Origin of the sequence: Bacteroides faecalis (genome assembly GCF_003865075.1) — a bacterium.
GTDB lineage: Bacteria > Bacteroidota > Bacteroidia > Bacteroidales > Bacteroidaceae > Bacteroides > Bacteroides faecalis.
This window is the reverse complement of record NZ_BHWB01000003.1, coordinates 499,403-519,729: the sequence shown is the minus strand read 5'-3', so window position 1 is coordinate 519,729 and position 20,327 is coordinate 499,403. Positions and strand designations below refer to the sequence as shown.

At 37.8% G+C, this 20,327-nt stretch carries 12 protein-coding genes and 3 pseudogenes; 3 read left to right on the top strand and 12 right to left on the bottom strand.

Annotated elements, in window-relative coordinates; genetic code table 11:
* Nucleotides 1-46: 46 nt before the first annotated feature.
* From EJF25_RS07695 to EJF25_RS07645, 12 genes and pseudogenes are all read right to left on the bottom strand, one after another.
* Entirely contained in the window at nt 47-1,123 is a 1,077-nt protein-coding gene (locus EJF25_RS07695; RefSeq protein ID WP_125040758.1) for an SGNH/GDSL hydrolase family protein, read from the bottom strand.
* A 20-nt stretch (nt 1,124-1,143) separates the two neighbouring features.
* A pseudogene (locus EJF25_RS07690) lies at nt 1,144-1,548 on the bottom strand (DUF5009 domain-containing protein); the annotation flags it as partial.
* A gap of 197 nt (nt 1,549-1,745) precedes the next feature.
* Complete coding sequence (locus EJF25_RS07685; RefSeq protein ID WP_125040757.1) at nt 1,746-2,996, bottom strand: hypothetical protein; 1,251 nt, start codon at nt 2,994-2,996, stop codon at nt 1,746-1,748.
* Nucleotides 2,997-3,106: 110 nt separating this feature from the next.
* Nucleotides 3,107-3,862, bottom strand: coding sequence for a glycerophosphodiester phosphodiesterase family protein (locus EJF25_RS26545; protein ID WP_370685707.1), 756 nt, complete (start codon nt 3,860-3,862; stop codon nt 3,107-3,109).
* Nucleotides 3,857-4,837, bottom strand: a pseudogene (locus tag EJF25_RS26540) (DUF4855 domain-containing protein); the annotation flags it as partial. The gene EJF25_RS26545 and the pseudogene EJF25_RS26540, both read right to left, overlap by 6 nt.
* 81 nt (nt 4,838-4,918) lie before the next feature.
* On the bottom strand, nt 4,919-6,292 hold the full coding sequence (locus EJF25_RS07675; protein WP_160119386.1) for a BT_3987 domain-containing protein: 1,374 nt from the start codon (nt 6,290-6,292) through the stop codon (nt 4,919-4,921).
* A 20-nt stretch (nt 6,293-6,312) separates the two neighbouring features.
* The gene (locus tag EJF25_RS07670; RefSeq protein WP_125040755.1) at nt 6,313-8,202 is read right to left on the bottom strand and encodes a RagB/SusD family nutrient uptake outer membrane protein; all 1,890 of its coding nucleotides are present in this window, start codon (nt 8,200-8,202) and stop codon (nt 6,313-6,315) included.
* An 11-nt stretch (nt 8,203-8,213) separates the two neighbouring features.
* A complete protein-coding gene (locus EJF25_RS07665) occupies nt 8,214-11,330 on the bottom strand; it encodes a SusC/RagA family TonB-linked outer membrane protein (RefSeq protein WP_125040754.1) in 3,117 nt (1,038 codons plus the stop codon).
* A gap of 533 nt (nt 11,331-11,863) precedes the next feature.
* On the bottom strand, nt 11,864-12,151 hold the full coding sequence (locus EJF25_RS07660; RefSeq protein ID WP_125040753.1) for a peptidase associated/transthyretin-like domain-containing protein: 288 nt from the start codon (nt 12,149-12,151) through the stop codon (nt 11,864-11,866).
* 1 nt (nt 12,152) lies between these two features.
* Complete coding sequence (locus EJF25_RS07655; protein ID WP_235016748.1) at nt 12,153-12,626, bottom strand: glycoside hydrolase family protein; 474 nt, start codon at nt 12,624-12,626, stop codon at nt 12,153-12,155.
* Nucleotides 12,620-13,828, bottom strand: coding sequence for a n-acyl-d-glucosamine 2-epimerase (locus EJF25_RS07650; RefSeq protein ID WP_125040752.1), 1,209 nt, complete (start codon nt 13,826-13,828; stop codon nt 12,620-12,622). Before EJF25_RS07650 ends, EJF25_RS07655 begins: the two co-directional genes overlap by 7 nt.
* Before the next feature lie 21 nt (nt 13,829-13,849).
* A pseudogene (locus EJF25_RS07645) lies at nt 13,850-14,365 on the bottom strand (MFS transporter); the annotation flags it as partial.
* Nucleotides 14,366-14,448: 83 nt separating this feature from the next.
* On the opposite strand from EJF25_RS07645, the gene EJF25_RS07640 reads away from it, so the two are divergent.
* Genes EJF25_RS07640 through EJF25_RS07630 form a run of 3 tightly spaced genes read left to right on the top strand, consistent with a single transcriptional unit; the run spans nt 14,449 to nt 20,270 of the window.
* Entirely contained in the window at nt 14,449-16,080 is a 1,632-nt protein-coding gene (locus EJF25_RS07640) for a sialidase family protein (RefSeq protein WP_125040751.1), read from the top strand.
* Nucleotides 16,081-16,125: 45 nt separating this feature from the next.
* Nucleotides 16,126-18,144 (top strand): family 20 glycosylhydrolase, encoded by a 2,019-nt coding sequence (locus EJF25_RS07635; protein ID WP_125040750.1) that lies wholly within the window; start codon nt 16,126-16,128, stop codon nt 18,142-18,144.
* A gap of 53 nt (nt 18,145-18,197) precedes the next feature.
* On the top strand, nt 18,198-20,270 hold the full coding sequence (locus tag EJF25_RS07630; protein ID WP_125040749.1) for a GDSL-type esterase/lipase family protein: 2,073 nt from the start codon (nt 18,198-18,200) through the stop codon (nt 20,268-20,270).
* Nucleotides 20,271-20,327 lie beyond the last annotated feature (57 nt).

Sequence of the window (20,327 nt, the reverse complement as noted above, 5' to 3'; positions counted from 1 at the left end):
CAAAAAGCAACTGATAAAACAGTCAGAATTACTTTCTTCATTGAACTTACTTCTTTTTTATAAGTTTCTGAATGAAAGGACATACTAAATCTGCATATCGCATCATTCCCAAATCTGTGAAATGAATGCCATCGACTGTCGCTTCCCCGTCGTCACCCAACATCTTGTCGGAATGTATCAGATATATATTCTTCTCTCCTTTCTTCTTCAGAAGGGTAAAAATCTCATTCAAAGTCTGATTTTTCCTTTGCACTTCACGCGCAATATTCTGGTCGAACAGCGAATGAGTAAAAATAGGATCTTCTATAAAAACAATAGGCGTATCAGGATGCTTCTTACGGATAATGTTATAGAATGTCTCCATTCGTTCTTGCATTTGTTTAACAGAAGCATTGGGTACAAAATCCAGCACAAAAACACCGGCGTCCACTTCTGCCATGATCCTGGCAACTTCCAGATCAAGCAAAGCATTTCCACTAAAGCCGAGATTGATACATTCGCGATTCAGTCTTCGTGAAATGATATTAGTATGTGCCATGCCGGGTCGATTGGCACAGCCACCTTGTAAGATACTGGTTCCGTAAAAAACAACAGGTTTTGTACGGACCGGAGATTCTACAGCGGGTTGCGTAATAGTTGAAAGCGAATCCACTCCTATAGATAACGAAACAAGTCCGTCATAAAGTGGCAGATAGAGCATATACTCTCTTTCTTCGGGTTGCATATTGGCTATAATTGTAGCTTGGGTTGTTTTTCCGGTAGGGCGACCGCTATTGACAAAACGCCACTTGCCATCTTTTTGCAGGCAGTACAGATCGAGTCCTTTTACACCCACATCCGTCATGTGATTCATGTGGTTATTGCCAAGAGTTTCCCATTTAGCAGCAATTTTGGTTGAGTTACTACGAAAACGGATCGCCATTCCCGCAGAATTACGGCTTAAGTTCCACAAAGGAGCACGGGAAATATTCTTTAAAGAATCCGGGAACCGTTCGTACCGGGTTCCGGTTGCTTCGGTTGCTTTACCTAATAGAGGGAAACGGGCAGCATCATGATATACGATCTGAGTATATGCATGGCACATCATCAATAACATTGCAAAAATGCAGATTCTTCTTTTCATTTTGATATGGTATTATAAATTTAAGTTCTCCAAAAACATTTGATTCTGGTAAAGAATATGGTTATTACTACTGCTAACGTTGTCAGAATCACTCCCCGCAAGAATCCCATCCAAGCGTTGGAGTTAAAATAAACCAATAGCGAAGCTATTCCTGTCAGATTAGCTACGGGTATCACCAATAGATCAACTACCACGTATGCCATCATCGGATTCTGTCCGGGCATCACCAGAAATCGGGTACTTTTTACACAACGAAAGTAGTCACATACTATATTCAGTAACAACAATCCCATGAAAGCTAAACCCGAAGTAAGGAACAAATAACTGAATGTAGCCGGATCTTTTTTTATACCCCCCTGAAACGGTTCAAAACACAGGCCGAGTATGATTAAGAAAGCTCCGGCTATAAAGAGTCTCCTCCATAGTTCTATAAAACCGGTTTCTTTTCGTAGTATAAAGATCCCACTTGTCAGCTAGAGTTTCGGAAACCTAACTTCTCCATCCATTAAAGGAATATGCCATTTATGGTATATATATTAAAGAATTACAAAAATAATAATTAATTCGTTTTTTATACCTATTCAATAGAAATATAGTTTATTAAAAATTCCCCAACCACCGATTAATCCAAAATAAGAATACAGCTTCCTGGTCCTTCTGCAATAACTTTAATGCCTGAAGGCATTATTTTACTATTAGGAATTGTGATCGATGCACTTTTCTCTTTAATCTTAAAAGTGAGATTAACATAATCAGATAAAATCACTTGCTTATCAATTTTCTTTTTACAATCAATAAATAAAACTCTCTGATTGTTAATCATGCCTTCGTAACATAAAAGGTCAACATCATCTATAATGGGAGATTTAAACCATGTATAAACTCCGCTCCAATGAATAATGTCTCCTTTTTTATAACTCTTGTTTGCAATAATCTTGTGATAAGTTTTTCCATTCGAGTTTCCAATAAAGATGATATCGTCATCTGTAATATCTGTATGTTTTCCTAATCCTTCATCAAACAGATAGGACGATTGATATGCATCTGCATTTTTCTCAATAAAACAACGCATCAATGGGAATTCTTTTTTATTGAATGTCGAAACACCTTCCTGTAATGTCCAATCTGCATATTTTCCATTGACTGTCAGAGTATGTGTTTCCTTTTCAAACATAGATTGCATTCCGTAATACATTTGTACTATTACAGGCTTTTCATTCTGAAATTCATGACTGACAGTTACCTGTATATTATTTCTTTGAATGTTATAATCAACGGTTTCAATACACAGTACATTGTTCAAAACCGTTTTTTCATTTATTGTTTCAGGCTCTGCCGGGTTCATGATATGATTAATAGCCCGTATTTGTATATTATCCACCAGCGTCAATGTATTCTCCGTTGTAATCTTTCCATCCAACGAGATCTGATAATTTACATTATGAGCAGTTTGAGTTTCCTCATCAATGTAGGGGTGATTGCCGCCACACCATCCATGACCGGTAATATTAAAAGGTCCTATATTATCACTATAAGATAAATTTAATACATAAGAAGGTGTTGCGTCGGGTATATTGGTCGGTTGGGGCATATTATTTGCAATCGTTCCTACCCGATAGAACGTATACAACTGATTGAACATACATTTTTTAAACCAATAAAGAATATCATTCTTTGCATTAAGTTTAGCCGATATATATAAATCTTCTCCGGCAATTTTTACCCTCATTTTCCCGGAAATCATTTTCGGGTCAGGTGTTTCCTCTTCCGAAGGAGCATTTTCCGGTTGTCTTCCTGCCGGGCTGTCATCATTAGCACAGGCAGTTAAACTCCAAGACATCGTTAAAATCACAAATAGAGTACGTAAAGTCATTATTTCTATATTTTATAAGTTGAAATGTGTCAAAAGCTATATTTTCCACGTAATCATACTATGGTGACTATAGCTTTCGACACATTATATTCTAAAAGATCAGGACAGATTTATAACCCTATAAACATGGTCGGAGAATCTGTTGTCAATAAATCAATGCCATTATCAATACACCACTGCATTTCGTCAGGACTATTCACGGTCCATACATTGGAAATCATTTTTAAATCCTTGAGGTTCTGAAGCCATCCCGGATTCTTATGAAAAGCCCAATAATTATAGTCAGCTCCGGTAGCTCCCAACTGTTTTAATTCTTTAGGAGAAATATCCTGCCCCAAATATAAAATAGGAGTTTTGGAAGGAGCCAAACGTATAAATTCACATAAAGCATGACGGGAAAAAGTGATATATTCCACTCTCCGGGTCAATTTCTTTTCTTTTACCATTTTCAAGACTAACTCCACTGCCTTAGTTTCTCGCTCCGGAGTACTGTGAGGTTTCATCTCCAATATCAAACGAATCTTTAGCTTTTTAGCCCTATCAAGGAATTCCTCCAATGTCGGCATATTTTCTCCATTATTCAACTTCAAAGAACGTAAAATGGATGAAGACGTTTTCTCTAAAGAATGGCCTTCGTGCCATCCGTCGTGATTAAGCATGAGTTGGTTATCGGCAGTCAACCATACATCGAATTCCGTACCATAACAGCCTATAGAATCTGCTTTAACTAATCCTGCTATCGAATTTTGAGCCGAACCCGCTGTATTCCAAAATCCCCGGTGGGCGATTACTTTTGTATGCTTAGCTTCAGGTTTTGCCTTCAGATGTGTACGTCTGTCGATTATTAGCTTTGCTAACCGATCCATTATTTCATGATCTTTGGGATTAGTGGATCGGTACATATCAAGAAATCCATGATTACCACTATAATAAGCTATAGAAGATCTGCGAAATGCTTGTTGCCGTTCAAAATGATCAATATATGCCACTAATCGATTATAAAAAGAATCTTTAGCATCAAACAGAGCATTCTCGTCAAACTCCAACTCCATTCCCATATTCAGTTCAGCAGCAGATTGACATGCTTCTTCCAGTCTTTTATCTGGGATCGATGCCTTAAAGAAATGATTCGGCTGCTGATAAGCAATATCAAACCCCAATTCTCTCCATTTATTGAAACCTACCGCTTGCCAGTATGGAATCCAGCAAAATGTTTTTTTCTTTGAATGGATATATTTACTTAACGGAACTGACAAGTCTTTGCAAAAGTCAATATCCTCTGCCGTCCAATAAAAACCGGAAAGTTTGAGATGCTTATAATCAGCACCTTCAAAACGTCTCATCAATTCATCAATATACCAGCAAGTAGCCTTTATCTGATGTTTTTGCTTAGAAAAATCCATCTGTTCACCGTTCAGGTCTCCCCAGTCTTTCTGACCGGGGAGCATTTCTGGAAGCCCAAGTACAATCTGATGAGTGAACTTGGGTTTTCCTATTTCTTGTTTTTGGGTATCAATGCATTGATCGAGAGCAGATAAAGCTTTCCCTTGCTCGAAAAGACGATCCAGTAACCAGATCCAGTCGTTTTTTTTAGCATTCTTATCGGAATAACGAGTAGCGAAACTTAATCCTTTTCCATCCGTAAACTCCAAAAATAGAAAACCGTCAAACAACCAATCTTTATGCCCGTTTGCAAACTGATGTACAACGTAAGGAACAAACTGATCGGAAGTCCAGTCAATACGATGTACCCCTCCTTGATAGATAAGAGCGAGGTCTTTAATTTTATCTTGTCTGTATCCCTGATCTATGAACTGTGCATATACACTGAAGGAGACCATGCTTAAACAAATACAACTGATTACTTTTAATACATTTCTATAATATGCAAACATGATATTGTATAATATAAGTTAGAATTATTATTCACCCCATACATTGAATTCTGCAATATTCATCTGGGAACCGCCTAAATACGGAGTGTAAACTTCATCTATTACAAATTTAATATAACGGGCTGTTACTATATTCACCCCAAAAGATATTGAGCGGGTAGTTCTATTTGGAGTAGTCCAATCGACTAGATGAGTCCAAGTCTGATTATCCGAACTATATTCAATATAACCGGCTTTTGCATCCCCTCGCCAAGCATCAGCACCTATAGGATTTTCAAATCCCATCTTAAAGAGTTTATGTTCTTTTCCCATATCAAATACAAAATAATAAGGAAGCGGTTTAGGGGTAGTCCATTTCGATCCCCAGAAAGTAGCATTATTATTATCTATCAGTTTCTCCGGTCCCCAATCAAGGGCTGCAATATAAGCAATTTCATCTTCTTTGGAAGATGTATTGTAGTCAATTACACTCCAGCCTGTTTTGTCAATCTTATCCGGTTGGAAAGAAATCATATAAAGAATGGATGAAGCGACCGGATCTATTTCATGACTGGAAACAGATGCAATACGAATCGGAAGTACATAATCACCGAATAGAATGCTGGTTTCATCCAGCATCAATGCCTTTTTCTTAAATAAGAGTTTAAAATAAGCACTGTTCATATTAGCAGGTATTGTCCAAGTGGTTTGCGATAACTGGTAGGCCGTTTCAGGTAACAATTTATAATTGGTTCCATTTGCAGTATTGTAATCCGTCAGTAATTTCTGATCAACTTCTATTTCATATGTCAGCTCCGAACGATTGAAATAATTAGTCTCTACTTTCATGTAGATATCTCTTTCATCGAGATCAGTGGTAGTAGGCATGATACCTGTATATAAGCCTTTGTTTTCCATTGCAATGTACGGTTGCTTTATTTGTGGTTTTACCACAGTAACCAGACGAGTTTCGTCTGGTTTGATTGAAGCGTTATCTACTTCCATTTGTAAGGGAATCACATATTCACTTGATAAACCCAAAACAGATGACAATTCTGTCTGGTTCCAAGTTATCTCGAATGCTTTACGATAATCAGAATCATCAAAATTCAAACTGTTTACTGTAATTGAATAGCAGTTGCTAGGTAATAAAATATAAGAAGTACCGTTCGTTGCATTGTAATTTTCCAAAACAGCTTCGTCTACTGATATCGAAACTTGAGCACTTTTATTACCTTTCCCACTTTTTATAGCAAATAGTTGAAAGGGATCAGACATTCCAGTATAAACGTCTGCATTCACATAGTTGGGATTCAACAATCCGATACTATCATCTACCATGTAATTATCACGATCATTATCACAGGCAGATATGAATAGAGTTAATGTTGCCAATAACAACCAATATATATTTTTTCTCATAATCATATTATTTTTCAAGGTTACCATCCATAATTTTGTGTAATATTCTTCATTTCACTTAACTGAACCTGATTGATTGGGAAGAAATAATGCTTTGGTTCAAATACCCGATCTCCGCCAATCCATACTTCTTTCGTCCGACTCCATGAGTCATCATATTTAGTTGCCAATAAATTCAAAGTATAATTGGGGCTATTAAATTCATCTTCACCAATCATCCAACGCCTTACGTCATAGTAGCGATGTCCTTCAAAAGCAAGTTCCACCATTCGTTCTTTTTGAATAAGCTTACGCAACAAGACCTTATCTCCAACCACTTCCGGATAAGCTTTTTCTAAATTATTTAAGCCAGCTCTATTCCGTACTTTATTGATATACTTTAGGGATTCCACTTCATCTCTTTCCGGTTTTTCATTGCAGGCTTCCGCATAATCCAGATAGATTTCTGCCAAACGGTAGTAAGGCCAGAATACATTTCCCCAACTCTTAGCATCCGTATTCAATGCCGGATTCAACGCTCGCCGCCATAAATATCCCACTTTAACGCAGTCGCCACCATTACCTACAAAAGGAGAAGTACCACCTGTGTAGAAAGTAACAATCTTACGTCCGCTATATTCATTGATCCAGTAAAAACCATTTGCCAATACCGAAGCGTAGAAACGGGCATCACGTCCAACACAGCTATTATGCGCCTTCACTGTTCCGAACTTTTTCTCAATAGGATGAGCATATCCTTCGGTAAACCCTACATTAGTATAGCCGGACTTTGGATCTACAATAGGATTTCCATTAGCATCATATCCGTCTACCGGATATCTACCGGATTCAGCCATTGGATAAGTATCGACTAATTTCAAAGAAGGGCAAAAACCACCGTATGCGGTTTTACATACAATAGGAGGTAAACACCTGGAGTATAAATATTGACCGGCACTTCCAAATTCTGTTTTTGCAGGATTACGTGCCCAGGCTCCCCAGATAATTTCCTCATTCCATTCATCAAAAAGAATTCCCTGATAAGATTTTATAGCTTTTTGAAACGGATCAGTCTCCGTTTTGTTTTCATATAACTCATAAAGGTTCAAGTCTATTACATCTTTTGCTGCTTTGGCCGCTTCACTCCATTTATTCAAATCCTGCTGTTGAGGAAATAAATAATTCCCATACATATTTTTCATCTGTCCTTTATATAAATCACATCCATTATATAATGGACTAGCTGCATAAAGAAGTAAACGAGCTTTAGCTGCCATTGCTGCTCCCTTCGTGATTCTACCTGCCCATTTTGTCATATCACCAATAGTTGAAGGAAGATCAGGATCGGCTATAACTTTATTGAACTCTTCAACCATAAATGTGACATTTTCATCCACCGTGTGTCTATCAATGGTTTCAGCTTTAATCAATTCATCAGGATCTTGATCTCCCCAAATATATACAGGACCATATTGACGGAATAACTCAAAGTAAAAATAAGCTCTCAAGAAACGGGCTTCCGCTTTCATTGCTGCTCGTGTTTGAGCATCGATTTCTTTACATTCATCGACATGATTCATGAAAATGGTAGCTTGGTTAATACCTTCGTACTTCCTCTTCCAAATATTAAAAGCGCTAGTAGTAGGTCCCCAAGAACCTGTATTAAATACAAGATAATCTACCCATTGATACCAGGAAAATAAAGCTTCGTCGCTACGCGGAACGGCACTTCCCTCATCCAAATATTCAAATTCACGAGGTAAGTAACTATATATATGAGACAAATAGGCTTCCGTTGAAGGGCGTTTGCTAAATACTTCTTCACGCGTCATCTGATCAAGCAAAGTTACTTCCAGATAATCGTTACATGAAGAGAAGAACAATATGATGGATAACAATAATAATGTTCCTAATAATTTTATTTTATTCATAGTTATTCTTTTTAGAAGTTAATATTCAATCCAAAATTAATGGTTCGCATTTGTGGGTAAACATTCCCATAGTCAGAAGCTAACTCTGGATCCCATAATTTGAACTTGCTAAACGTAAGTAGGTTAACTCCTTGCGCATATAGTCGTATAGTAGATATTCCCAATTGTTTATAAAGGTGTTTAGGTACTGTATATCCTAATTCCGCATTTTTCAGTCTTATAAAACTCATGTCTCTTTGCCAAAAAGTAGAAGGTTGCAAATTGTTTTCTACTTTACTCATCGACAATCTTGGATATTTTGCATTTGGATTCGGATTTCTTTCACTCCAACGTTGATCTGCTACCTCACTGTAAATCTGTCCCGTATTTTTAATATTATCAGATGAACCGTAAAAAGCAGCTCCGCCGATAATGCGTGTCACATGACCTACTCCCTGGAAAAATACCGAAGCATCGAACCCTTTCCAACCGACACTAAGTCCGAAACCGTAGCTAATTTCCGGAACATCTGTATATCCAATAGCTACTTTATCATAAGCATCAATGACATTATCACCATTAATATCTTTATACTTGATATCTCCCGGACGTACATTGCCAAAGGTTTGTTTGGGGTTATTGGCGATATCTTCTTCTGATTCAAACAGTCCTAATGCAACCAGTCCTCTTTGTTGCCTGTAAGCAAAACCTGCTTCACTCTGATACGGCCATATAGGAGTCGGTTTATCATCATACAATTTTTTATTCCTGTTATATGTCAGATTTGCACGAGCTGATACATACCAATCATTAAAACGTTGTTCATATTCCATAGAACCGTCAAATCCCTGATTTCTCATTTCTCCAAGATTAACATATTGAGTGACATTCAATCCAACAATAGAAGGTACGCTCTCTTGTTGAATATAAATGCCTGAGCGTTTTTCATAAAAATAATCGAGTTGGAATTTTAATTTATCAATAAAGCCTATTTCAACACCAATATTCGCTTTTTTAGCTTTTTCCCATGACACATTTTCATTACCGGGAACTCCGGTTGCAATACCTGAGATATAACCATTACCGGGGTTAGTACCAAATGTATAACCATCGGTATAACCATTCATTTCTGAATTAAAAGCAAAACGACGATTACCTCCAATTTGATCATTTCCGATTTCTCCATATGATCCTTTAATCTTCAATATATGAATAATAGATCTTAGATTATCCCAAAATGACTCATTGCTAATCATATATCCGGCTGCAACGGAAGGGAAGAAACCAAAGCGTTTTTGAGGAGAAAAGTTCTCTGATCCATTATAACCAAAATTAAATTCTGTAAAGTATTTATCTTCATATGAATAAGTGATACGTCCTGCAATACCTATATTCTTATGAGCGAAGGCTGCAATATAGTTACCGGGAAAATTATCTGTATAGTTTCTCATATTAAACAAAAACATGGCTCCAACTCTATGCTTTTTAAGAAACAAACGGTCGTAGTTGGCAGAAGCCTCAAAATTAATAGTTCTAGAACCAGAGTTAGTTCTATTTAGAGTCATATAATTACTTCCATTATTATTGTTAATGAAGATAAGATCTCCATTCTCATCTCTTCCAATGGCGTGATACGTAGTAGGGTTAATGACACGATTCAAAGTAGAACCATTAAAAGCGTCCCAAGAGAACTTAATATTAGCTTTTAATCCGGGAGTAACAAATTTTGAAAAGTCTTGTGTCACCGAAATTAATGATTGCGCATTATTGGAGAAATCTTGGGAATAACCACTCGTATTCAAATAATTGTATGGATTGTAACCTACTGTCGGCAGAGCAATAGTACCATCCGAATAAATAGTAGGAGTTGAAATCGGTGGAGTAAGAATTGTAAAAGCATATAAATTAGACAATGAGGCTGCAGGACGATTTTTTATTTCATACTGATTAGACAAAGATAACCCCAGTTCCGTTGAAGAAGTAATATTAATATCAATGTTAGAACGAAAATTAAATTTATCATATCTCATAGACGCATCATATCGTTTCGTGTCCACTACATTCATAATACTTCCTTCTGTATAGAAAGAACCGCCAACATAATAACGTACTTTAGGTGATCCGCCAGTTACGTTTATATTCGCACGTGTCATATTGGAATGATCTTTAAAAATAGTCTTTATCCAATCTACATTCGGATATAAATCGGGGTCAGTACCATTCAGGTACATTGCTCTCTCTGCTGATTCTATTGCCAGACGACCAGAGGATTCCAGAGAAATATCGTTGTAATAGTCAATCCATTGACTCGCATTAGCCAATTTTGATAAACGTACAGGATTAGCTAAACCGTATTCTACTTTGGCACTAATTCTTGGTACTGATTCCACTCCTCTCTTAGTTGTAATCAACACAATGCCATTAGCACCACGTACTCCATATAAAGCTGTCGCCGTAGCATCCTTCAAAATAGAAAAAGAAGCGATATCTTCTGCATCAACTAAGTCCAATTCACGTTCAACACCATCGACTAATACTAAAGGTTTGTTATTTGCACCAAAAGTATTAATACCACGAATCCAGAAATCGGCTCCAGCACCTGGCTCACCTGAGCGTTGCATAACGACAATACCAGCCAATTGGCCTGCCAGACTGTTACTCAATTTTCCTACCGGAGATTTTAATTCATCTGTGGAAATAGTGTTGATAGCACCGATAACACTTACTTTTCGTTGTTTACCATAGGCAACAATCGTTACTTCATCCAGCTCTGCTGTCTTAGGTTTCATTTTCACAACGATATTCGTTTGATTACCAACCAGAATGGTTTGTGTTTCCATTCCCAGGAAAGAAACAACCAGTTTATCCGTAGGAGTTACTTCAATCTCAAAAGTTCCATCCAAATCTGTGATGACACCTTTAGAACGTCCTTCTACCAATATAGATGCACTTGGAATTGGTTCTCCAAATTCATCTAACACTTTTCCTGTGACTTTTTTGTTATCCTTTACCTCTTTGATATTATTACTATGTAAATAATTTGCTGGAAAATTAACGGCATTTATGCTCAATACCGGCAATAAAATAAATACCGTAATAATAGTCCAGATCTTAAGTAAAGAAATGTTTTTTCGTAAGTTAGACATCATAAATATATAATTTAAAGTTAAGTAATTCCGAATTTTTATTTTCTTTTTTAATCCTTTTCCACTCTTTGAATATATTCAGATTACCCCATAAGCTTTTGGGTTTTTAATGTTGTTCTTTTATTTAACTCGTAGGAAATAATAAATTATTAAATATTTACTCCATTTAGTAATCAATTATCTTATCAAAGGAACTGGATTTTCACCCGAAATATTAGTAATAGATTGATCGAAATTCTTTTTGTCATATTTCTTACCAGCCAATAAAGTTGAGATCCCACTGTTTGTAAAGCACTTCTATCTTTTGCGATAGTAATTACTAGTTAATCATTTCCAATCTCTGTTAGCACAGTAATTTAATTTAGTAGCTTTTTGGTTCCCATATAGTAAGAATGTAACGTGCATTTTCCTCATAATAGTCATTTTGGTTTCTTTGACAGCACGTATATCAGTCATTTTGCAATTGAAAAGTTTGATCTGCGAACTGGCACGATCTATACCTAATAATAGAGTGTTTATTTTATTTGTATATTGAGTCATTCCATCAATATCTGTTTTACCTGTGTATGATATTTAATGAAAGTAACTATCAACGTTGAATTCAATCTTGACACATTAAAATTAAACTGTCTGCCCATATTGATAATAGTACCATTGGACAAGTTCCCCTTTAGGCTAACATTGGCATCCATCAACGGTCCATTGTTAGAGTCATACACTGTTCCTTTCATATTTATGGCTTTCTGATCATGAATGCCTAAAACTGAAAATGGACAGATCAATAAGGCTATAAACCTTCTACTCCATTTGACTTGTTTTTTCATATTAAATATTAGTATTAATAAAATAAAAATTAATTATTTCATTGTGTGTTTTTCCATCCCAGTATTTATCTTCGTAAACCACCCCCTCACTTGTTCCGGGATGTCCTGCAGGAAACATGGCTGTAGAAACAGTTACTTTCAATTCAAGACGATGAGCCTCATCTATAAAATATTGCAGATAATCCCAATCTCTGTGAATGACTTTACCATTGACGGTGGTAAGTGGAGGAAGAATTTTGCTTTTGTATAACACTTCTCCATATATTGGTTTAACATCTACTACTACCTGATTGAATCCTACAGACTTTGCTTTCTCTAAATAATAAGAAATGGAGTCTTTGGAAGCAAAACGTTTAAAATTGGCTTCTGCGTCAAACCAAAGATATTTTGGCTTTTCTTTACTGGAAGTTATTGCAGATGAATAAGTTGCAGTAAATAATAATATAAAAAATGCTATAATGGATCTGTTCAACATTGTTCAAGAGTTACATAGTTTTTTATGACTTCTTCTTTATTCAAATTTTCTAATGTTTTCCAGCACTGATATAATCCCCTCGGCACATGAAAACATCCCTTCCACTTTCCCCCTTTGAGTGGTAGTAGCACTTCCCCTCTGCGATCCAGATACCCAAACCATTCGGGATATTGAGTATCCTTAAAATGGTTCCATGTATAATCGTGTACCTTCTCAAACCATTCCAGACAGTTTTTATCCCCAGTCAGCTGGTATCCTTTCAATAGCGAGATTAGTGTTTCGATATGCACCCACCAAAGTTTCTGGTCCCATTCCAACTGTTGGGGAGGACAGCCATTACGGTCCATGAAGTAGTATATACCACCGTATTCCTTATCCCAACCGTAATCGAGCATGGTAAGAGTCACATTCTTCGCCTTTTCGATCAATTCGGGACGGTTCAGGCGTTTGCCCAGATCCATGATGAACCACATGGCTTCAATAGCATGCCCGGGGGTGATCTGGCGACCTTCGAAACAGTCGGCAAGACTACCGTCCGCGTTTACATTCTCAACAATGATGCCTCCCAGTTCCGGACGGTAGAATACTTCCATTACTTCATGGATACATGTTTCCATGGTTTGTCGGAGGTACTCTTCATCCAATAAATGTTCGATTTCCAAAGCCAGATTACAGAGAATCATCGGTAAGGCGAAGTTCTTCAGATTACGGGTGCCCGGATGGAGCTTGTTCCATTTCCCTTTCGGATTATCGACTTTGGAAAGGACGATTTCAAATGTCTTCTTCGCTATTTCCGCATACTCTTGGTTGCCTGTGGCCAGACTCAGTTGTCCGAAGGCCATGGTGGCGAAGGTGTAGGAGAAGATGTTGTATGGTTCTACCAATGGGCTACCCGAACGCTCGAGAGAGAAGTACCAGTTATAATTCCCGTCATGTCCGTATTTCTTTAAGAATTCACCGCCTTGGATGGCGCAGTCGAGCCATTCCTGCCGTTTTTCCACTTTATTGTAGAGCATTGAGAACATCCAGACTTCACGCCCTTGAAGCCAGATGAACTTGTCGGTGTCGAATACGTTTCCTTCACGATCCAGGCAGGTGAAGTATCCGCCATGTTCCCGGTCTTGGGAGTGGTCGAGCCAGAAGGGAAGAACATTCTCGAGCAGTTCGTCCCTGTATTGATTTGCTAGTTTCTTAAAATCCATATTTCTTTTATTGTTAAATGATTAAGGTCTGTATGACTGTCCCGAACGGGTCCAGTATCTTTCTATTTCTTCCAGGGACTTGCCGGTGGTTTCCGGCACGAGTCTCCAGACGATGAGCATATAGGGTACGCACATGATGGCGAACAGGAAGAATGTTCCGGCGGGGGTGAGGTTTTGGAGCATCCAGGGGGTGAGTTGTCCGATCAGGTACGTTCCGATCCACAGGGCGAAACCGGCTATGGACATGGCCAGCCCGCGCACTTTGGTGGGGTACATCTCAGAGAGGAGCACGAAGACTACGGCGCAGATGGAGACGGCGCAGCAGAATACGTAGGACAAGAAGAAGGACAGCAGCAACAGGCTGGAGATTCCCAGGGATTCGCCATAGAGGAAGTAGAGGCCGATCAGGAGCAGGCTGATGATCATGCCGGAAACGCCGTAGTAAACAAGGTTTTTACGACCCACTTTGTCGATGATGATGACGGCCAGGACGGTGGTAAGGGTATTGACTAGTCCTACGAGAACTTGGTAAAAAATGAAAGAGTTGTTGCTTTTTGTTTAAAAAATGTTCAAAAAGTTATATCTTTACGCCGTTAAAAACTAACTAATACCCCCAATTTATGAAAACAAGTCGTTGTTTACTTTTCCTGATTTTATTAGGATTTGCCTTTTCTTTAAGGGCTTCGGATACGGTTTATGTACGTGAGACACAGATCCCTATTTTGATTGAACGTCAAGATAATGTGTTGTTTTATCTTCGTTTGGATGCTAAAGAGAGTAAGATATTGAATGAAGTAGTCTTAGACTTAAGTAAAAGTATCAATGTATCAGATATTCAGGCAATCAAACTTTATTATGGAGGAACTGAGGCTTTGCAGGATAGAGATAAGAAAAGATTTGCTCCTGTTGAATATATATCCAGTCATCGTCCGGGGAATACCTTAGCAGCTATTCCTTCTTATTCGATAAAATGTGCGGAAGTATCGCAACCTTCGGGAAAGGTGATACTGAAGAGTGACTATCAACTGTTTCCCGGTGTAAATTTCTTTTGGATTAGTTTACAGATGAAACCTGGTACTTCTTTGCAAACAAAAATAGAGTCTTCACTACAGTCAATAAAGATAGATGATAAGACTGCTGTTTGTCAATTTGTTTCGTCTATAAATATTATTCATCGTATGGGAGTCGGAGTGCGTCACGCAGGTGATGACAATTCTGCATCTTTCCGTATTCCGGGACTAGTTACCACAAACAAGGGAACGTTATTAGGCGTATATGATGTCCGGTACAATAGTAGTGTAGATTTGCAGGAATATGTAGATATAGGTTTGAGTCGTAGTACGGATGGAGGAAAGACATGGGAAAAAATGCGTCTTCCTCTGTCGTTTGGCGAATTTGGTGGACTACCGGCTGCACAAAATGGAGTAGGGGACCCCTCTATTTTGGTAGATACAAAAACAAATACCGTATGGATTGTTGCTGCATGGACTCATGGGATGGGAAATCAACGCGCATGGTGGAGCTCTCATCCGGGTATGGATTTGAACCATACAGCGCAACTAGTGATGGTAAAAAGTACGGATGATGGTAAAACTTGGTCGAAACCTATGAACATAACAGAACAGGTGAAAGATCCATCCTGGTATTTTTTACTTCAAGGTCCCGGACGTGGAATAACAATGAGTGACGGTACATTAGTGTTTCCAACTCAATTTATAGATTCTACTCGTATTCCAAATGCTGGCATTATGTATAGTAAAGATCGGGGAAAAACATGGAAAATGCACAATCTTGCACGAACGAATACAACTGAGGCACAAGTTGTTGAAGTAGAACCGGGAGTGCTGATGCTGAATATGCGTGATAATCGTGGAGGAAGCAGAGCCGTTGCTATAACCAAAGATTTAGGTAAAACTTGGAAAGAACACCCCTCTTCGCGTAAAGCATTGCAAGAACCAGTGTGTATGGCAAGTATCATTCACGTCAGTGCTAAAGATAATATACTAAATAGAGATATCCTTCTTTTTTCTAACCCCAATACCACAAAAGGCAGGAATCATATAACGATTAAAGCAAGTTTGGATAGAGGACTTACCTGGCTTCCGGAACATCAATTATTATTAGACGAAGCTGAAGGGTGGGGATACACCTGTTTGACTATGGTGGATAAAGAAACAATTGGAATTTTGTATGAAAGTAGTGTGGCACATATGACGTTTCAGTCTGTGAAATTAGCTGATATTATAAAGTAGGTTTGTCTTTCAAATAATTTCTTTTAATTAATAGAGATAGAAAGAATGAAGAACTATTATAGTTTATTTACAATTTTCCTTTGGTCTATTTTTTGTCTAATTTCAACTGTTACAGAAGCTGATAATCTTCTATTGCCCAAACCGCAACAGTTTATTTCTAAAAGTTCTGACTTTGTACTGAATAGAATTAATCTGATAACTCCGGTCCTTCAACAGGGATGGACTGATTTTGTGATAGAACATGGAGGATATGTGGATACTCATGCAAGTTCTGTAATAGAGGTCATAATGGTTCCTTTTTTAAATGGTGTACTCATCAATCAAGAAGAGGCTTATCATATGACAGTGAATAAACAAAAAATAGAGATTGAAGCCGTAACAGAACGTGGAGTATATTGGGCTATGCAAACTTTAGCTCAATTGGCTGATAAATCAAAGAAAATAACTAGCTTTCAAGGTTGTGAAATTTTAGATTGGCCTGCTTTTCGAATTCGAGGATTTATGCAGGATGTTGGACGAAGCTATTTGCCTTTGGAGGAATTAAAACGTGAGATTGCTATTCTTTCCAAATTTAAAATCAATGTGTTTCATTGGCATTTAACAGAAAATCAGGCATGGCGCTTACAGAGTAAAATATTTCCAATGCTGAATGATAGTACGAACATGACTCGTTTTCCTGGTAGCTATTATACATTAGAGGAAGCTAAAGAATTGGTCGCTTTCTGTAAAGCTCATCAAGTCTTGTTAATTCCGGAGATAGATATGCCGGGACATAGTGCAGCTTTTGTACGTACTTTCCGTCACGATATGCAGACACCGGAAGGCATGAAAATTTTGAAATTATTATTGGATGAAATTTGTGATACTTTCGATGTCCCTTATATTCATATTGGAACAGATGAAGTAGGATTCACCAATCCACAATTTGTACCTCAAATGGTAGCATATGTACGTTCTAAAGGAAAAAAGGTGATTTCATGGAATCCGGGATGGAAATATAATCCGGGCGAGATCGATATGATGCAGCTTTGGAGTTATCGTGGTAAAGCTCAGAAAGGCATTCCGGCTATTGATTCCCGATTTCATTATTTAAATCATTATGATACGTTTGGTGATATCGTAGCACTATATAATAGTCGGATTTATAATGAAGAAATGGGAAGTGAAGATCTTGCCGGAGTCATTTTAGGAGTTTGGAATGATCGCATGTTGAGTAAGGAACAAAACATAATTCTAGAGAATAATTTCTATCCGAATATGCTGGCTATTGCAGAACGTGCATGGAAAGGAGGAGGGACTGAATATTTTGACAAACAAGGTACTATTCTTCCTACAGATGAAAATTCTGATGTGTTTCGTGACTTTGCAGATTTTGAACATCGCATGTTATGGTATAAAGAACACCTCTTTGGTGGTTATCCATTTGCTTATGTCAAACAGACAAATGTGAAGTGGAATATTACAGACGCTTTTCCGAACGAAGGTGATTTGAGAAAAGTGTTTCCTCCGGAAGAAGAACTCAACGATTCGTATATTTATGAAGGTAAACAATATAAGGTACGTCCGGCAATAGGAGCCGGTATTTATCTTCGACATGTTTGGGGAAATCTTGTACCGGCTTTTTATAAAGATCCGCAAGAAGATCATACGGCCTATGCCTATACTTATGTCTATTCTCCTGCAAAACAGATTGTCGGATTGTGGGCAGAATTCCAGAATTATGGGCGCTCAGAAAATGATCTGCCTCCGTTGCAAGGGAAATGGGATTATAAAGAAAGCCGTATCTGGATAAATGATCAGGAAATAGTACCGCCAGTATGGACCGCTATTCATCGTAAGAAAAGTTCGGAAATAGCATTAGGAAATGAGAACTGTGTAGTTCGTCCCCCTTTACAGGTTCATTTGAATAAAGGTTGGAATAAAGTATTTCTCAAACTTCCGGTGGGTAAATTTACAATTGATGAAGTTCGTCTGGTGAAATGGATGTTTACTACTGTATTTGTGACTCTTGATGGTGAGAAAGCTGTGGAAGGGTTGATTTATTCTCCGGAGAGAAAGTTATAATGTGTTGATAGACATAAAATAGATAGGAGTAATAAAAGTTATAATAGTAGAAGATGAAAAAGTTTGTAGTTATTTATATATGTTTGATTCTAAGTGCTATAGTCAATGCTCAGCAGCATAAAAAGATAGCATGTATAGGAAATAGTATAACGTATGGTTATGGTTTAACCGATCGGAACACACAGTCTTATCCAGCACAGTTGCAGAAAATGCTTGGTGAATCTTATGAGGTTAGGAATTTTGGAAAACCCGGTGCTACTTTATTAAATAAGGGACATCTCCCATATACCAGACAGGAAGAATATCGGGAAGCTATCGATTTCGCAGGAGATATAGTCATTATTCATTTGGGGATTAATGATACAGATCCGCGTAATTGGCCTGATTATCGCGATGATTTTGTAAAAGACTATGTTACGTTAATTAATTCTTTCCAAAACGCAAATCCGAAAGCTCGGATTCTGATTGCTTTGATGACTCCGATTAACGACAGACATCCTCGTTTTTTGTCAGGAACCCGCGATTGGCATGGAGACATTCAGCTAGCTATTGAGAATGTAGCCCGCTATACCGGAGTACAACTGATAGACTTTTATACTCCTTTACATTCGTATCCTTTTATGTTGCCTGATGCTGTCCATCCTAATCAGGAGGGCGCATCTATCATGGCTCAGACTGTTTATTCTGCTATTACAGGTAACTATGGAGGATTGAAAATGTCGATGCTTTATACTGATAATATGGTGTTACAACGAGATATTCCATTGACAATTCAAGGCAAAGCTAATGCCGGAGAACAAGTGACAATTAGTATTTCTAATCAACACTTGAAGACTAAAACAGGACTGGATGGAAAGTGGTCTATTAAACTTCTTCCTCTGAAAACCGGTGGACCCTATACTTTGAAAATTGCGACAGCTAATCGAAAATTGCAATATAATAATGTATTAGCCGGAGAAGTATGGCTTTGCTCAGGACAGTCGAATATGGCATTTATGTTGAAACATAGTTCAACTGCAAAGAATGATATACCGCAAGCTACTGACCAACAGATTCGTCTGTTTGATATGAAAGCACGTTGGAATACTAGTGCGGTAGAGTGGGATTCAACGGTACTAGGTTCTCTAAATCATCTTCAATATTATCGGGATACTGAATGGACCACTTGTACTACTGAAACTGCATCTGACTTTTCTGCAGTAGCTTATTATTTTGGAAAAGCATTACGGGATAGTTTGCAAGTACCGATAGGACTGATTTGTAATGCAATTGGCGGTTCGCCTACGGAGTCTTGGGTTGATAGATCATCACTGGAATATGAATTCCCTGCTATTCTGAAAGATTGGTTAAATAATGATTTTATTCAAGGATGGGCAAGGGAACGAGCTGCTCTAAATATTAAGAAATCAACAGATTCGTTTCAGCGTCACCCTTATGAACCTTGTTACTTGTATGAAGCAGGTATCGCTCCTTTAGAACAATATCCTATCAAAGGAGTCATTTGGTATCAGGGAGAATCAAATGCACATAATAAAGACGCTCATGAGAAACTCTTCAAATTATTGGTTCAGAGTTGGCGAAAGAACTGGAATGAGGATCGTTTGCCTTTTTATTTTGTACAATTACCCAGTATAGATCGTCCTTCTTGGCCATGGTTTCGTGATAGCCAACGAAAATTGATGAAAGAAATTCCATATACCGGTATGGCTGTATCCATTGATTACGGTGACTCATTAGATGTTCATCCCAATTGTAAGAAACCTATTGGCGAACGTTTGGCACGTTGGGCTTTGAATAAAACATATTCGAAAAAGATAATTCCTTCCGGACCTTTAGTTCGCAGTGTCAGCAGTCGAGGCAATGCTGTGTTCTTATCTTTTGATTATGGACAGGGAATGAAGAGTTCGGATGGAAAATCATTACGTACGTTTGAAGTAGCGGAAATAGATGGTCTTTATTACCCGGCAACAGCAGAAATCATTGGGGAACAAGTGAAAGTCTATAGCAAGAATGTATCGAAACCACGATACGTACGCTATGGATGGCAGCCTTTTACTCGGGCTAATTTAGTTAATCAAGCATCTCTTCCAGCTTCGACCTTTATGGTTGAAATTCTGGTGAAATAAGAATTTTGTATGTTTTATAGTAAAGATTTGACAAGAAAACAGTATCTTTACTCCGTT

Coding starts and splice junctions, on each gene's coding strand:
- EJF25_RS07695 (WP_125040758.1), bottom strand. CDS start 1,123: ATGAAAAGAAGAATCTGCATTTTTGCAATGTTATTGATGATGTGCCAT.
- EJF25_RS07685 (WP_125040757.1), bottom strand. CDS start 2,996: ATGACTTTACGTACTCTATTTGTGATTTTAACGATGTCTTGGAGTTTA.
- EJF25_RS26545 (WP_370685707.1), bottom strand. CDS start 3,862: ATGGATCGGTTAGCAAAGCTAATAATCGACAGACGTACACATCTGAAG.
- EJF25_RS07675 (WP_160119386.1), bottom strand. CDS start 6,292: ATGAGAAAAAATATATATTGGTTGTTATTGGCAACATTAACTCTATTC.
- EJF25_RS07670 (WP_125040755.1), bottom strand. CDS start 8,202: ATGAATAAAATAAAATTATTAGGAACATTATTATTGTTATCCATCATA.
- EJF25_RS07665 (WP_125040754.1), bottom strand. CDS start 11,330: ATGATGTCTAACTTACGAAAAAACATTTCTTTACTTAAGATCTGGACT.
- EJF25_RS07660 (WP_125040753.1), bottom strand. CDS start 12,151: ATGAAAAAACAAGTCAAATGGAGTAGAAGGTTTATAGCCTTATTGATC.
- EJF25_RS07655 (WP_235016748.1), bottom strand. CDS start 12,626: ATGTTGAACAGATCCATTATAGCATTTTTTATATTATTATTTACTGCA.
- EJF25_RS07650 (WP_125040752.1), bottom strand. CDS start 13,828: ATGGATTTTAAGAAACTAGCAAATCAATACAGGGACGAACTGCTCGAG.
- EJF25_RS07640 (WP_125040751.1), top strand. CDS start 14,449: ATGAAAACAAGTCGTTGTTTACTTTTCCTGATTTTATTAGGATTTGCC.
- EJF25_RS07635 (WP_125040750.1), top strand. CDS start 16,126: ATGAAGAACTATTATAGTTTATTTACAATTTTCCTTTGGTCTATTTTT.
- EJF25_RS07630 (WP_125040749.1), top strand. CDS start 18,198: ATGAAAAAGTTTGTAGTTATTTATATATGTTTGATTCTAAGTGCTATA.